This window comes from Streptomyces sp. AgN23 (genome assembly GCF_001598115.1).
Taxonomy (GTDB): domain Bacteria; phylum Actinomycetota; class Actinomycetes; order Streptomycetales; family Streptomycetaceae; genus Streptomyces; species Streptomyces antimycoticus.
In genome coordinates this window covers 2,833,244-2,846,585 of the sequence record NZ_CP007153.1, presented here as the reverse complement: position 1 = coordinate 2,846,585, position 13,342 = coordinate 2,833,244, and the positions used below count along the sequence as shown (strand labels likewise).

Genomic DNA, 13,342 nt, shown 5'->3' with positions numbered 1-13,342 from the left:
GTGGGAATGCGCGTGAATCCCGCGCGTTCCCCTTGCCCGACGGCGTCTGGAGTGATCTACAGGTGGCGACATTTCTTTACCGGATCGGACGGTGGGCCTTCCGGCGGCGCCGGCTCGTGGGCGGTCTGTGGCTGGGCGCCCTGGTGCTGGCCCTGGCCGCCGCCGCCATGGCACCGGCCGGGGAGGAAGAGGACCTCTCCATGCCCGGCACCGAATCGCAGAAGGCGTTCGACCTGCTGGACGAGCGCTTCCCCGAGAGCAACTCCCAGGGCGCCGAGGCCCGTTTGGTGTTCCGGGCCCCGGACGGGCAGCGGGTGACGGCCAGGGAGAACAGGGCGGCCGTCCAGGACACGCTCGGCTCGCTGGACGGGGACGATCAGGTCGCGTCGACCACCGACCCCTATGAGAGCGGCGCGGTCAGCGAGGACGGCACCATCGCCTACTCCACGATCACCTACACCGAGGGCGCCGTCGACCTGACCGAGTCGACGAAGAGCGCCCTCGAGGACGCCGCGAACCAGGCCCGGGACGCGGGGCTGACCGTGGAGGTCGGCGGCTCGGCGCTGGATTCTGAAGAGGAACCGGGCGGTACGACGGAGCTCATCGGCGTGGCGGTGGCGGCCGTGGTACTGGTCCTCGCCCTCGGGTCGCTGGTCGCGGCCGGACTGTCGCTGCTGACCGCCCTGTTGGGCGTGGCCATCGCCTTCGGGCTGGTCTCCGCGCTGGCCGTGCCGCTGGGCCTGACGTCCACCGTCGCCATCCTGGCGCTGATGCTGGGGCTGGCGGTCGGCATCGACTACGCCCTCTTCATCACCTCCCGCTTCCGTGACGAGTGCGCCCAGGGCAGCGAGCCGGAGGAGGCCGCCGGACGGGCGGTGGGCACGGCCGGATCCGCCGTCGTCTTCGCCGGCGCCACCGTCTTCATCGCCCTGGTCGGGCTGGGGGTCGTCGGAATCCCCGAACTCACCAAGATGGGCATGGGCGGCGCGGGCGCCGTGGCCCTGGCCGTGCTCGTCGCACTGACCCTGGTCCCCGCGCTGTTCGGCCTCTTCGGCTATGGGGCATCCCCTGCTCGAGCGAAGCCGAGAGCTTGGGGAAGGATCCTGCCCCGCGCCCACCGCAAGGCTGCGGGAGCGCCCCGAAGGGACGCGGGGAATCACGCGACCGGCCACGGTGAACCCGCAGGCGACCGGCAACCCATCGCGGCAAGGCCGGCGAAGCGCATGGGCACCCGCTGGGCGCGGTTCGTGCTGCGCCGGCCGGTGGCCGTGCTGATGATCGCCGGACTCGGCCTCGGCGCCGTCGCCGTGCCGGCGCTGAGCCTCGAACTCGGGCTGCCCGGAGACGAGTCCAAGTCGGTGGAGACCACCCAGCGCCGCGCCTACGACCTGCTGTCCGAAGGCTTCGGTCCCGGCTTCAACGGCCCGTTGACCGTGGTGGTGGACGCCTCGAAGTCCGCGGACACCCGGGCCGCCACACACCAGGTCGTCACGACCCTACGGGGAGTGGACGGGATCGCCTCGGTCGGTGATCCGGCACTCAGCCGGACCAAGGACACGGCCATCCTCACCGCCGTCCCCGAGACCGCGCCGAACAGCGGCGAGACCAAGGACCTGGTGCACGCGATCCGGGGCGCGGTCTCCGGCGTCGAGGCCGACACGGGCGCCGCGATCCTGGTGACCGGCACCACCGCGATGAACATCGACATCTCCGAAGCCATGTCCGACGCCCTCATCCCCTATCTCACCGTGGTCATCGGCCTGGCGGTGCTCCTGCTGCTGGTGGTCTTCCGCTCGGTCCTGGTCCCGGTCAAGGCCGCGCTCGGCTTCCTGCTGTCGGTGGGTGCCGCCTTCGGTGTCCTCGTCGCCGTCTTCCAGTGGGGCTGGGCGGCGGATCTGCTCGGCATCGAGCAGACCGGACCGGTCATGTCGCTGATGCCGATCCTCATCATCGGCATCGTCTTCGGCCTCGCCATGGACTACGAGGTCTTCCTCCTCACCCGGATGCGGGAGGCCCACGTCCATGGGGCGTCCCCCGGCGAGGCGATCGTGAGCGGCTTCCGGCACAGCGGACGGGTGGTGGCCGCGGCGGCGATCATCATGATCAGCGTGTTCGCCGGATTCGTCGGGATGAGCAGCCCGACCATCCAGACGATGGGCGTCGGCCTGGCCGCCGCCGTCCTCTTCGACGCCTTCGTGGTCCGGATGGCGATCGTGCCCGCGGTCCTGGCGCTGCTCGGCCACCGGGCCTGGTGGCTGCCCCGTATCCTCGACCGTGTGCTGCCGAATGTGGATATCGAGGGTGAGGCACTGACCAGGCATGTCCCGGCCGCCGCGACCGTGCCGGACGCGGCGGCCGCGCCGCTCCCCGCCGGCCGGCCCCGGGGCTGAGCCGGCCATGATGACCACAGGTGGCGGTGGCCCGCGATCACGCGGCACGTGGTGGCGGGAGGCAGCGATCACCGCGACGGCGTTCGCGCTCTGTCTGCTCGGCGGCGCGCTGAAGGAGGACGGCAGCGCGCTGTCACTGCCGCCCGCCGCCGCCTACCTCATCGCCGTGGCGTCCTGTGCCGTGCTGCCGGTGCGGCACCGGGCGCCCCTGGCCGCCATGGCGGTCACCACCGCGAGCGGTGTGCTGGTGCCGTTCTCGGGCCTCCTGCTGAGCCCGCTCATCGTGGCCCCCGCCGTGATCACCGCCTACTCGCTCACCGCGCGCACCGAACGGCACGCGACGAGCGCGGTGTCGCTCACCTCCGTGGCGCTGCTGGTCGCCTCCACCCCCTTGTTCGGGGCCCTCTCGTGGAAGGACGCGAGCAGGGTGGGGGCGGTGGCGGCGTTCCCGATGGTGGCCGCCGTACTCGGGCACGCGGTGCACAACCGGCGGGCCTATCTGGCGGCCGTGGAGGAGCGGGCCCAGCGGGCCGAGAAGAGCCGGGAGAGCGAGGCGCGCCGGAGAGTGGCCGAGGAACGGGTGCGCATCGCCCGGGAACTGCACGACCTCGTGGCCCATCAGATCACCCTGGCCAACGCGCAGGCTTCGGTCGCCGCCCACCTCTTCGACGCCCGCCCGGAGCAGACCCGCAAGAGCCTGACGGAGCTTGTCGAGACCACCGGCCACGCACTCGACGAACTGCGGGCCACGGTCGGTCTGTTGCGTCAGTCCGGGGACGCGCCCGCGCCCGGCGATCCGGCGCCCGGGCTGTCCCGGCTTCCCACGCTCCTCGAGTCCTTCCGCCGCGCGGGTCTGGAGGTGTCGGTACACCACGAGGGCACGGCCAGGCCGCTGTCGCCGGGCGTGGACCTCACCGCCTACCGCATCGTCCAGGAGGCCCTGACCAACGTGACCAAGCACGCCGGTACCGGTAGCGCCCGGGTGGGCCTCGCCTGGAACCGCGATCGGGTGACCATCACCGTCGCCGACGACGGAAGGGGCGGCCGTACGGGACCGAATGCGACCACGGGACGGAGCGCGCCCACGATGCCGGAACGTCCGCCCGGTTACGGTCTGATCGGGATGCGGGAACGCGCCACCGCGGTCGGGGGACAGCTCTCCGCGGGCAAACGCCCGGAGGGCGGCTTCCTCGTCTCCACCGACCTGCCCCTCCCGCCCGCCAAGGACACGACGCGGAGCACCGACGGAGCGACCACCCCCGAGGGGCAGATGGCCGACGCGGCGACGGGCGACGGACGGACGGGCGACGGAGAGGCCGGGGACGCGCCGTGACGCTCCGAGTGCTGCTCGCCGACGATCAGGCCCTGCTGCGCGGGGCCTTCCGGCTGCTCCTCGACTCCGCCGACGACATCACGGTGGTGGGCGAGGCCGCCGACGGCAGGGAGGCGGTGAGACTCACCCGGCAACTGCGCCCGGACGTGGTGCTCATGGACATCCGCATGCCGGAAGTGGACGGTCTCGCCGCCACGTCGGAGATCTGCGCGGACCCGGAACTGCGTGCCAGCCGCATCCTGATCCTGACCACGTACGAGACCGACGAATACGTCGCTCAGGCGCTGCGCGCGGGGGCCGGTGGCTTCATCGGCAAGGGCATCGGGGCCGCGGACCTGCTGGACGCCGTGCGGACGATCGCCGACGGCGACACGCTGCTGTCCCCCGCCGCGACCCGCTCCTTGGTCGCCCGCTTCCTGGCCACACCGGCCGGCGCCCCGCCCCGCCACGCCGAACAGCTCGCTGTGCTCACCCCGCGCGAGCGCGAGATGGTGGCACTGGTCGCGACCGGTCTGTCCAACCAGGAGATCGCCGAGCAGATGTTCCTCAGCCCCTTCACCGTCCGCGCCCATGTGCAGCGCGCCATGACCAAGCTGGAGGCCCGTGACCGGGCCCAACTCGTCGTCATCGCCTACCGGACGGGCCTGGCCCACGCCGCCCCCGACGGCGGGGCCGACCCCCTGTCGTAGTCCGAGGTCACGGCACCGGCGCGAATGCGGGCAGCGTAAGGGCCGAGTGGGCCGGCCGGGCCGGCGCGGAGGGCAGGGCGACGAGGCCACGCAGCCGGGTGTTGCGCCGCTCCAGCGCCTCCGCGGTGGTGGGGAAGAGCGTGGCCCCGCCCGTGTCGACCAGTGCCTGATTCATGGCGACGAACTCGCGAACGCCGTGCTCGTAGGCGGCGAAGGCCGCGGTGTGATCCCGGTGCGAGGCCACGGCGTCGGCCAGCATGTAGGCACCGACCAGCGCGAGGCTCGAGCCCTGTCCGGTCAGGAACGAGGGTGCGTACGCGGCGTCGCCGACGAGCGCGACGCGGCCGCTGGACCAGTGGGGCATGCGGATCTGACCGGCCGTGTCGAAGAACAGGTCATCCGCCTCCCGCAGGGCGCCCACCATGCGAGGGACCTCCCATCCCGCGCCCGCGAAGACCGTGGCCACCAGGTCCCGCTGGGCGTCGGGGTTCCGGAGGGCGTCGAGCGGCGGCTCCGGTTGGTGAAAGTTCAGGAAGGCGTGCAGCTCGTCGTCGTCCCCGACGGCGTAGAGGGCCGCGGCCTTCCCCGGGGTGTTCCACATCATGACCTCGCGGGAGAGCCCGAAGGTGTTCGGCATGGTGAAGATGGCGAAGCAGTAGCCGAGGTAGCGGTGGAACTGTTCCTCGGGGCCGAACAGGGTCCCCCGGGTCTGTGAGTGCGTCCCGTCGGCGCCGACCACCAAGTCGAACGTGCGCCGTTGCCCACTGCGGAACGTCACGTCGATCCCTTGTCCGTACTGGTCGAGGGTGTCGATGGAGTCGCCGAACAGGAATTCCACATCGTCGCGGACCAGCGCGTACAGACTCGCCGCCAGATCCCCACGCCGCACTTCGAGGTCCTGTCCCTCGACACCGCCGGCAACGGCGCTCGGGCTGAGCGAGGCCACCTCGCCGCCATCGGCGTCGAGAAAGGTGCAGCGGCGCGAGTCGATGTGCGCGTCCCGCAGTCGCGGCAGTATCCCCATCCGCCGGACCACCTCGATCGCGGTACCGCGGATGTCGATCGGGTAACCACCTGCGCGCAACGCGCCCGCCTTCTCCACCACGGTGACCGCGCATCCGGACCGGTGCAGCCAGTACGCCAGCGCGGGCCCGGCGATACTGGCCCCGGAGATCAGGACGGTGCGCTTGGCGGAGGTACGCGCGTCCTTCGACAGACCGGTAGATGTCATGCCTGGGCTCCATTCTGCGTGCTGCGGATCTGCGTGCCGCGGATCTTCGTGATGCGGACAATGAGCAGTGACACCGCGGCGACGAGACCGGCGGTGACGAAACCCGTGACGAAGGCGGATTCGGTCGGCAGGCCCGTCGTCGAGTCGGCCCCGGAGTCGAGAATCGCGCCGCCGACCTGGGAGCCCAGGGCGACGCCGATCACGCGCGTCACCACGAGCAGGCTGGTGGCGATGCCGGTGTCCCCGGTGCCGACGGCGGCGGCGGCGCGGGTGAGCAACGCCGTGCCGGCCACGCCCGCGGCGATCGCGGTCAGCGCCTTCGCGAGGACGAGCTGCCAGGACGCGGTGTGCAGCGACGCCAGGGTGATCGTGGTGGCCGCGGTGACGACGGCACCCCCGACGAGCACGGCCCGCAGACCGAAACGCCGCGCCACGACCCCGCCGACCGAATCGCTGACCGCCCCGGCGATGGCGCCCGGCAGCAGGAACAGTCCGATATCGGTGGTGCTGAGCCCAAAGCCGTACCCGTCGGCCGATATCGCGAACATCTGCGGCAGCAGGAAGGCCACCATCCCGAAGCTGGTGGTGACGACCAAGGTGAGCACGCACGAATGCCACATCGCGGGCTTGGCCAGCATGCGCAGATCGACCATCGGCGAGGCCGCCCGGCGCTCGACGACGACCCATGCGGTGGCGAGGGCGGCCACGAGAAGGGTGAGGGCGACGACCGCGAGGGGCGGCAGACCGTCGCCCGTCACCCGCACGAGCCCGATCATGAACGCGAGCAACGCGCCGCTCAGCAGAGCCACGCCCGGCCAGTCGATCCTGCCGTCCGATGCGATCGGCGGATCATGCGGCATCAGCCGCGTCAGGACCAACGTCGTCGCGATGATCGCGATTGTCGGCAGCGCGAACATCCAATGCCAGGACAGCTCTTCCGAGAGCGGCCCGGCGATCAGCGTTCCCACCATGCCGCCGCCCGTGAACAGCGCCATGACCACCCCGATCGCCACCTGTGACTCGCGTGCGGGGAGGTTTTTGCGCACCAGGATGAAGGAGAGGGGCAGCGCGCCCACCATGACGCCCTGCAATATCTGACCGAGCAACAACACCGGCAGGTCCGGCGCGAGGCTCGCCAGCACACCACCGGCCGAGACCACGGCCATCAGCCAGACCAGCACCCGCTTTCCGCCGTAGCGGTCGCCGAGTTTGCCCGCGACGGGTGTGATGACCGCGCCGGTGATGAGCAGGGTGTTGCCGATCAACGCCCCTTCGGAAGGGCTGACCCCCAGCTCACGTTGGAGTTGCGGGAGCGCGGGCTCCACCACCGACTGCAGAGTGCCGAGGGCGAGCGCCAAGATGCCGAGGGCACCGATCGACAGCCTCCCGATGCGGACCGGGGAAGCTACAGCTAGGGACATGGACATCCTTCCAGACACCGTCAGGCAGGGGGGAATGCGCGGGATTCACGCGCATTCCCACCCTTCCTTCCGGCGCCCCGCCGGGCATCGTCTCCCGCCGCCGTCTTCCCCTGGTGCACCCGGACCAGCCACTCACCTGTCCTGGTGCCTACGCACCACAGACCGGCCAACCGAGCCGTTCACCGATAAAGCAGCTGCGGTGGAGGACGGAACCTTGACACGCTGAGCGGATGGACCGTCAACGCAGATCCCAGCTCGCGCACGCCGACCACCCGATCGCCGCCCCGCTCACCGACGAATCGGTGGCCCGACTGCTCGAGAGGGCGGTGGCGGACGAGGCCGACCGCGCCCTCGACCTCGGCTGCGGAGGCGGCGCCTGGCTGCGGCGGCTCCTGGTCCGCTATCCGCGGATGCGCGCCGAGGGGGTGGACATCCACACCGCGGCCCTGGAGCAGGCACGCGAGGGCGCGGAGGAAGCCGGCGTCGCGGACCGGCTGGTCCTCCACGAGATGGATGCCTCGGTCTTCGCCTCGGCGCACCGCTTCGACGTGGTGCTGAGCGTCGGCGCCGCGCACGCCTTCGGCGGGCTGCTGCCCACCCTCGCGGCGGCGCGTGAACTCCTCGCCCCGGGCGGCCATCTCCTCGTGGGCGACGGCTTCTGGGAGCGCGAACCCGACGCCGCCGCCCTCTCGGCCCTGGGCGCCACCTGGGACGACTACGCCGATCTCGCCACCACCGTGGACCGCGTCACCGCCGACGGCTGGACACCCGTCTACGGCCACGTCAGCACGGCGGGGGAGTGGGACGACTACGAGTGGTCCTGGACCGGCTCACTGTCCCGCTGGGCCCTGGACCACCGCGACGAACCCGACGCCCTGGACACGTACAAGGCCGCCGCCGAACACCGCACGGGCTGGCTGCACGGCTACCGCGGCACCCTCGGCTTCGTCACCCTCGTACTGCGGCGGAGCCCCTGAGCGCCACGGTGACGTCCACGACGAACGGTTCGACCAGCACCCCGTCCGGGAACCGCGCGAGCAGCTCCACCCGTTCCGCGCTCAGCACCGCGTCCGCTTCGGCGGCGCTCATCACGGCGAGGTAGGAGTGGCTGCCGAGGGTGCGCAGCCGGTCCTCCACGGTGATCGTTCGTGACCAGCGGACGGTGCCCGACCGCGTATCGAGCCCGAACGGCGCGAGCAGCCCGGCGACCGTGGCGGGGAAGCCGGGCGGGCGGTAGGCGGGGCAGCGCTCGGCCAGCCGGGCCTCCTGCCGCGCCAGCCACGGGACGTCGGTGTCCGGGACGTTCCACCACAGCGCGAGGGCGCCGCCGGGCCGGAGCACCCGGACGGCCTCGGGGACCGAGCGCGCCGGATCGGTCCAGTGCCAGGACTGGGCGTAGGTGACGACGTCGGCGACGCCGTCCGCGAACGGGAGCGCCTCGCCGTCGCCCCGCACCAGCGGGATCCGTGGCAGGGCGCTCCGCAGCTCGGCCGCCATACCCGCGCCCGGTTCCACGGCCACGACACGCGCCCCGCGCTCGGCCAGCAGCCGGGTGGCGATGCCCGTGCCCGCGCCCACGTCCAGCACATCGGCCCCGTCGAGCGGCCGCCCCGCGAACTCCTCCACCATCGCGAACAGTTCCGGCGGATAGCCGGGCCGGACGGCCGCGTACAGGGCGGCGATGGCGTTGAACGACGTGGCGAGCGAGGAGCGGGGTGAGGGCGGCACGGGTCCATGGTGACGGCACCCGGGGTGCGTTGTCAGCGATGGGTGCGACCATCGCGGCATGTGCGCCGATACCTCGACCACCGCTTACTGGGACGCCGCCGCCGCGGACTTCGACAACGAGCCGGACCATGGGCTGCGCGATCCCGCCGTGCGGGAGGCGTGGGCCGCGCGGCTGCGGGGGTGGCTGCCCGAGCGGGCCGGGGATGTGCTGGACCTGGGCTGTGGCACGGGGAGCCTCGCGCTGCTCGCGGCCGAGCGGGGGCACCGGGTGACGGGGGTCGATCGCTCGCCCCGGATGGTCGAGCTGGCGCGGGCGAAGCTGGGCGGGACGGGGGCCACCGTGCTCGTCGGGGACGCGGCGGAGCCGCCCGTGGGGGAGGGGAGCTTCGATGTCGTCTTGGTCCGGCATCTGCTGTGGATGCTGCCGGACCGGCAGGCGGTGCTGCGCCGGTGGGTCCGGCTGCTGCGGCCGGGTGGGCGGCTGGTGCTGATCGAGGGGCGGTGGGGCGAGTCCGACCCCGTCGGGCTGCCGGCCGCCGAGCTGTCCGCACTGGTCGGGCCGGTGACGGAGCGGCTGTCGGTCGAGCAGCTCGCGCCGGACGCGGCGCTGTGGGGGCGGGTCGTGCGCGACGAGCGGTATGCCCTGGTGGCCGACCTCGCACCGGCCCGGCGCCATACCGAGATCGTGGACGTCCATCTGATCCTGCGCCGCGGCGATGAGGTTCTGCTCGCCCGCCGGGCCAACACCGGCTATGCGGATGGGCTGCTGCACGCCCCGTCCGGACATGTCGAGGACGGCGAGGACGTCCGCGCCGCGATGCTCCGCGAGACGGCCGAGGAGATCGGCCTCACCCTGGGCCCGGACGAGGTGCGGGTCGTCCTTGTGCTGCAGCACAAGGCGCCCACGGGGGCGGCCCGTACGGGGTGGTTCTTCGAGGCGGAGGCAGGACGGGCGAGCGGGCTCGAGCCCGTCAACCGGGAGCCGGGGAAGTGCTCCGAGCTCGGCTGGTTCCCGCTGGACGCGCTGCCGGACGACATGGTGGCGTACTGCCGGGCCGGCCTCGAGGCGTACCGCGCGGGCCACCGTTTCGCCCTCCACTGGCATGAGCCGGACGACCCGGTCGCGTACACCCCGGAGGGGCCCGGCCGGCTGACCCCGCTCTGACCACCGGAGGTTATGGGACGCTGTCCCGTTTCGTTAGACTCGGCGGCGAAGGGAAGGGTGCGGTGGACGACAACGATCGAGACGCGGGGCGCGCGGCCCGGCCCAAGCGGGCGGACGCGCGGCGCAACGAGAAGGCCCTGCTCGAAGCGGCCGCCGCGGTCTTCGTCACCTCGGGCGTCGAGGCGCCGATACGCGATATCGCGGCCAAGGCCGGGGTCGGCACGGCCACGATCTACCGCCACTTCCCGACGCGGGCGGATCTCATCGTCGCCGTCTACCGGCACCAGGTCGAGGCCCTCGCCGAGGCCGGTCCGGCCCTGCGGGCGACCAGCGAGACCCCACACGCCGCCCTGGGGCGCTGGATCGATCTCTTTGTCGACTTCCTGGTCACCAAGCACGGGCTCGCGGCCGTGCTGCAGTCCGACGACCCCTGCTTCGACCCCCTGCACTCCTACTTCCTCGACCGGCTCCTGCCCGTCTGCACCCAGCTCCTCGACGCCGCGGCCGCCGCGGGCGAGATCCGCACCGGCCAGGACGCCTACGAGCTCATGCGCGGCGTCGGCAGCCTCTGCGCGGGCGCCGGCACCGACCCCCGCTGCGACACACGTCACCTGGTCGAGCTGCTCATCGCGGGGCTGCGCCGACCGCACTGACCATCGGCCGGGCGGCGCCCGCCCTGGCACACAATGGGGGCCGGACACCACCGCCCCCACGCCCCAGGAGCCCCACGTGGCCTTGCAGATCACCGTCGACCAGGACGCGGCGACCGCCCCCTTCGAGCAGATCCGCGCGCAGATCGCCGACCTGGCCCGCTCCGGCGCGCTTCCCGTGGGCTACAAACTGCCCACCGTGCGCGGCTTCGCCGAGGAGCTGGGGCTGGCGGCGAACACCGTCGCCAAGGCGTACCGCGCCCTGGAGGCGGACGGGGTGATCGAGACCCGCGGCCGCCACGGCACCTTCATCGCGGCGGCGGGTGACGCGGCCCGGCGCCAGGCCGCCGAGGCCGCCCAGACCTATGTCCAGCGGGCACGCCGCCTAGGTTTGGACCGTGCGACCGCCCTCGCCGCCGTCGAGGACGCGCTGCGGGCCGGCTACGGAGACTCCGCCTGAACCTCCACCGCTCACAGCGCCGGTGACGCCGCCTGCCATGCTGTCCCCATGACCAGCCGCAAAGCCCTCGTCCGACGCCCCAGCCCCCGCCTCGCCGACGGGCTCGTCACCCATATCGACCGCACGCCGGTCGACGCCGCGCTGGCGCTGCGGCAGTGGGAGGTCTATGTCGTGGCGCTGCGCGCACACGGCTGGGAGACGGTGGAGCTGCCGCCGCTGGACGACTGCCCGGACGGGGTGTTCGTCGAGGACACCATGGTCGTCCACCGGAACGTCGCGGTGATCGCCCACCCCGGAGCCGAGTCCCGCAGGCCCGAGACCGTGACGACGGAGGAGGCCGTGACCGGGCTCCGCTGCTCGCTGAACCGGATCCGCGAGCCGGGCACGCTGGAGGGCGGCGACGTCCTCAAGATCGGCGACACCGTCTATGTGGGACGCGGCCAACGCACCAACGGCGACGGCATCCGCCAGCTGCGCGCCGCGCTGGAGCCGCTGGGCGCCCGGGTGGTGGCCGTACCGATCAGCAAGGTGCTCCACCTCAAGTCGGCGGTCACCGCGCTGCCGGACGGCACCGTCATCGGCTATCCGCCGCTGGTCGACGACCCGGACGCGTTTGACCGCTTCCTCCCCGTCCCCGAGGAGTCCGGCGCCCATGTGGTGCTGCTCGGCGGCGGCAAGCTGCTGATGGCTCGGAGCGCGCCGCGCAGCGCCGAGCTGTTCGCCGATCTCGGCTATGAGCCGGTGCCGGTGGACATCAGCGAGTTCGAGAAGATGGAGGGCTGTGTGACCTGCCTGTCGGTCCGGCTCCGGGAGCTGTACGCCTGAGTGCCGGGCCCCCGGTCCCGGACCCCGGGGGCATCGCACAGGCCCCCGGGTCCCGGTTCACAGATACAGCCCCGCGTTCGCGTCCCCCGGCTGCGACGGCACGGCGGGCGGCCGGGTGCCGCGCCGCAGCGCGTACAGCTCCGCGAGCGTCGCCCCGTCCCGTCCGATCACGCCTTCCCGGTCGTCGACCTCGCCGCCGAGCCAGCTCACCGCCTCCGTGCGCGTCAGCTTGCCGACCTCGATCCGGGCCAGACACCGGCCGGGGCGGACCACCGCCGGATGCAGCCGCTCCAGATCCTCGTTGGTGGTCACCCCGACCAGCACATTGCGCCCCTGGCCGAGCAGACCGTCCGTCAGGTTCAGCAGCCGGGACAGCGCCTGCCCCGCGGTGTGCTTGGCCTCGCCGCGGATCAGCTCGTCGCAGTCCTCCAGGAGCAGCAGCCGCCAGCGCCCCTTGGCCGTGCCGTCGTCCTCGCCGATCGCGATGTCCATCAGATAACCGACGTCGGTGAAGAGCCGCTCGGGGTCCAGGACGCAGTCCACCTGGCACCACTCCCGCCAGGACCGGGCCAGGGTGCGCAGTGCCGAGGTCTTGCCGGTGCCGGGCGGGCCGTGCAGCAGCAGGAGGCGGCCGGCGATGTCGTCCGGGGTGACCTTCATCAGCCCGTCCATGGCCTCCGCGACCGGCGCCGTGTAGTTGCCGCGGATCTCCTCCCAGGTCCCGGCCGAGATCTGCCGCGAGGTGCGATGCGGTCCGCGGCGCGGCGAGACGTACCAGAAGCCCATCGACACGTTCTCCGGCTGGGGTTCCGGCTCGTCCTCCGCGCCGTCGACGGCCTGGTGGAGCACCTTCTCGGCGAGGGCGTCGTCGACGGCGGTCACGGTCACATCGGCCCCCCGGTTCCACCGGGAGATCAGCAGGGTCCAGCCGTCGCCCTCGGCGAGCGTCGCGCTGCGGTCGTCGTCGCAGGCCGCGCGCAGCACGGTCGCGGACGGCGGCAGCAGCGTCGCGCCCGACCGCACCCGGTCGACGGAGTGACTGCGGGCATACGGTTGCTCGCCGGTCGCGAAGCGCCCCAGGAAGAGCGCGTCGACGACATCGGACGGCGAATCGCTGTCGTCGACGTTGAGCCGGATGGGGAGGGACTCTTCGGCGGGTGTCGTAGGCAGGGTCTGCCTCCTGAGAACGGGGGGCCGGTGCGTCGGTCAGCGCACCCGGCCCCATGATCCAGGACCGGGGGCGAGGGCGCACCAAGGTTTGTGGCCGTTTACCGAGCTGTTCCACGGAACCCCACTGGAATGGGGCGTTCACGGATACTCTTACCCGTTGTGGGGCGTCGGGGAAGGGAACGGGGCGGGTTGGCCAGGTTATGGCAAAAGAGGCGCCGGCGGACCGGCGCACTGCTCGGTGTCGGCAGGGCCACCATGGCACGGGTGGCGACCACCTGCT

General features: G+C 72.5%; 12 protein-coding genes. 8 read left to right on the top strand and 4 right to left on the bottom strand.

Annotated elements, in window-relative coordinates; translation table 11 throughout:
* The first annotated feature begins 62 nt into the window (after nucleotides 1-62).
* Genes AS97_RS12465 through AS97_RS12455 form a run of 3 tightly spaced genes read left to right on the top strand, consistent with a single transcriptional unit; the run spans nucleotide 63 to nucleotide 4,412 of the window.
* Nucleotides 63-2,390, top strand: coding sequence for an MMPL family transporter (locus tag AS97_RS12465; protein WP_210564897.1), 2,328 nt, complete (start codon nucleotides 63-65; stop codon nucleotides 2,388-2,390).
* Nucleotides 2,391-2,397: 7 nt separating this feature from the next.
* The gene (locus AS97_RS12460; RefSeq protein ID WP_210564896.1) at nucleotides 2,398-3,723 is read left to right on the top strand and encodes a sensor histidine kinase; all 1,326 of its coding nucleotides are present in this window, start codon (nucleotides 2,398-2,400) and stop codon (nucleotides 3,721-3,723) included.
* Nucleotides 3,720-4,412, top strand: a complete 693-nt coding sequence (locus AS97_RS12455) for a response regulator transcription factor (protein WP_059146943.1) — start codon at nucleotides 3,720-3,722, stop codon at nucleotides 4,410-4,412. Before AS97_RS12460 ends, AS97_RS12455 begins: the two co-directional genes overlap by 4 nt.
* Nucleotides 4,413-4,419: 7 nt before the next feature.
* On the opposite strand, the gene AS97_RS12450 is transcribed toward AS97_RS12455, so the two are convergent.
* Nucleotides 4,420-5,643 (bottom strand): FAD-dependent monooxygenase, encoded by a 1,224-nt coding sequence (locus AS97_RS12450; protein ID WP_210564895.1) that lies wholly within the window; start codon nucleotides 5,641-5,643, stop codon nucleotides 4,420-4,422.
* On the bottom strand, nucleotides 5,640-7,064 hold the full coding sequence (locus tag AS97_RS12445) for an MFS transporter (protein ID WP_125757501.1): 1,425 nt from the start codon (nucleotides 7,062-7,064) through the stop codon (nucleotides 5,640-5,642). Before AS97_RS12445 ends, AS97_RS12450 begins: the two co-directional genes overlap by 4 nt.
* Before the next feature lie 230 nt (nucleotides 7,065-7,294).
* Between AS97_RS12445 and AS97_RS12440 the strand changes: the two genes are divergently transcribed.
* Entirely contained in the window at nucleotides 7,295-8,041 is a 747-nt protein-coding gene (locus AS97_RS12440) for a class I SAM-dependent methyltransferase (protein WP_086709658.1), read from the top strand.
* On the opposite strand, the gene AS97_RS12435 is transcribed toward AS97_RS12440, so the two are convergent.
* Nucleotides 8,013-8,792, bottom strand: coding sequence for a class I SAM-dependent methyltransferase (locus AS97_RS12435; protein WP_236670012.1), 780 nt, complete (start codon nucleotides 8,790-8,792; stop codon nucleotides 8,013-8,015). The genes AS97_RS12440 and AS97_RS12435 overlap by 29 nt on opposite strands.
* Before the next feature lie 58 nt (nucleotides 8,793-8,850).
* Between AS97_RS12435 and AS97_RS12430 the strand changes: the two genes are divergently transcribed.
* From AS97_RS12430 to ddaH, 4 genes are all read left to right on the top strand, one after another.
* A complete protein-coding gene (locus AS97_RS12430; RefSeq protein WP_210564894.1) occupies nucleotides 8,851-9,957 on the top strand; it encodes a methyltransferase domain-containing protein in 1,107 nt (368 codons plus the stop codon).
* A 62-nt stretch (nucleotides 9,958-10,019) separates the two neighbouring features.
* A complete protein-coding gene (locus AS97_RS12425) occupies nucleotides 10,020-10,610 on the top strand; it encodes a TetR/AcrR family transcriptional regulator (protein WP_059146949.1) in 591 nt (196 codons plus the stop codon).
* A gap of 76 nt (nucleotides 10,611-10,686) precedes the next feature.
* Nucleotides 10,687-11,067 carry a GntR family transcriptional regulator gene (locus AS97_RS12420; RefSeq protein WP_059146950.1) on the top strand — a complete coding sequence of 127 codons (381 nt, stop codon included), beginning with the start codon at nucleotides 10,687-10,689 and terminating at the stop codon, nucleotides 11,065-11,067.
* Nucleotides 11,068-11,115: 48 nt separating this feature from the next.
* The gene (gene ddaH / locus AS97_RS12415; RefSeq protein WP_125761050.1) at nucleotides 11,116-11,892 is read left to right on the top strand and encodes a dimethylargininase; all 777 of its coding nucleotides are present in this window, start codon (nucleotides 11,116-11,118) and stop codon (nucleotides 11,890-11,892) included.
* 57 nt (nucleotides 11,893-11,949) lie between these two features.
* On the opposite strand, the gene AS97_RS12410 is transcribed toward ddaH, so the two are convergent.
* Nucleotides 11,950-13,062, bottom strand: coding sequence for a DUF5925 domain-containing protein (locus tag AS97_RS12410; protein ID WP_059146952.1), 1,113 nt, complete (start codon nucleotides 13,060-13,062; stop codon nucleotides 11,950-11,952).
* Between the last annotated feature and the right edge of the window lie 280 nt (nucleotides 13,063-13,342).

Bases quoted from the DNA above. Each gene is read 5' to 3' on its own strand.
- AS97_RS12440 (WP_086709658.1), top strand. From the start codon at position 7,295: ATGGACCGTCAACGCAGATCCCAGCTCGCGCACGCCGACCACCCGATC.
- AS97_RS12450 (WP_210564895.1), bottom strand. From the start codon at position 5,643: ATGACATCTACCGGTCTGTCGAAGGACGCGCGTACCTCCGCCAAGCGC.
- AS97_RS12430 (WP_210564894.1), top strand. From the start codon at position 8,851: ATGTGCGCCGATACCTCGACCACCGCTTACTGGGACGCCGCCGCCGCG.
- ddaH (WP_125761050.1), top strand. From the start codon at position 11,116: ATGACCAGCCGCAAAGCCCTCGTCCGACGCCCCAGCCCCCGCCTCGCC.
- AS97_RS12460 (WP_210564896.1), top strand. From the start codon at position 2,398: ATGATGACCACAGGTGGCGGTGGCCCGCGATCACGCGGCACGTGGTGG.
- AS97_RS12445 (WP_125757501.1), bottom strand. From the start codon at position 7,064: ATGTCCCTAGCTGTAGCTTCCCCGGTCCGCATCGGGAGGCTGTCGATC.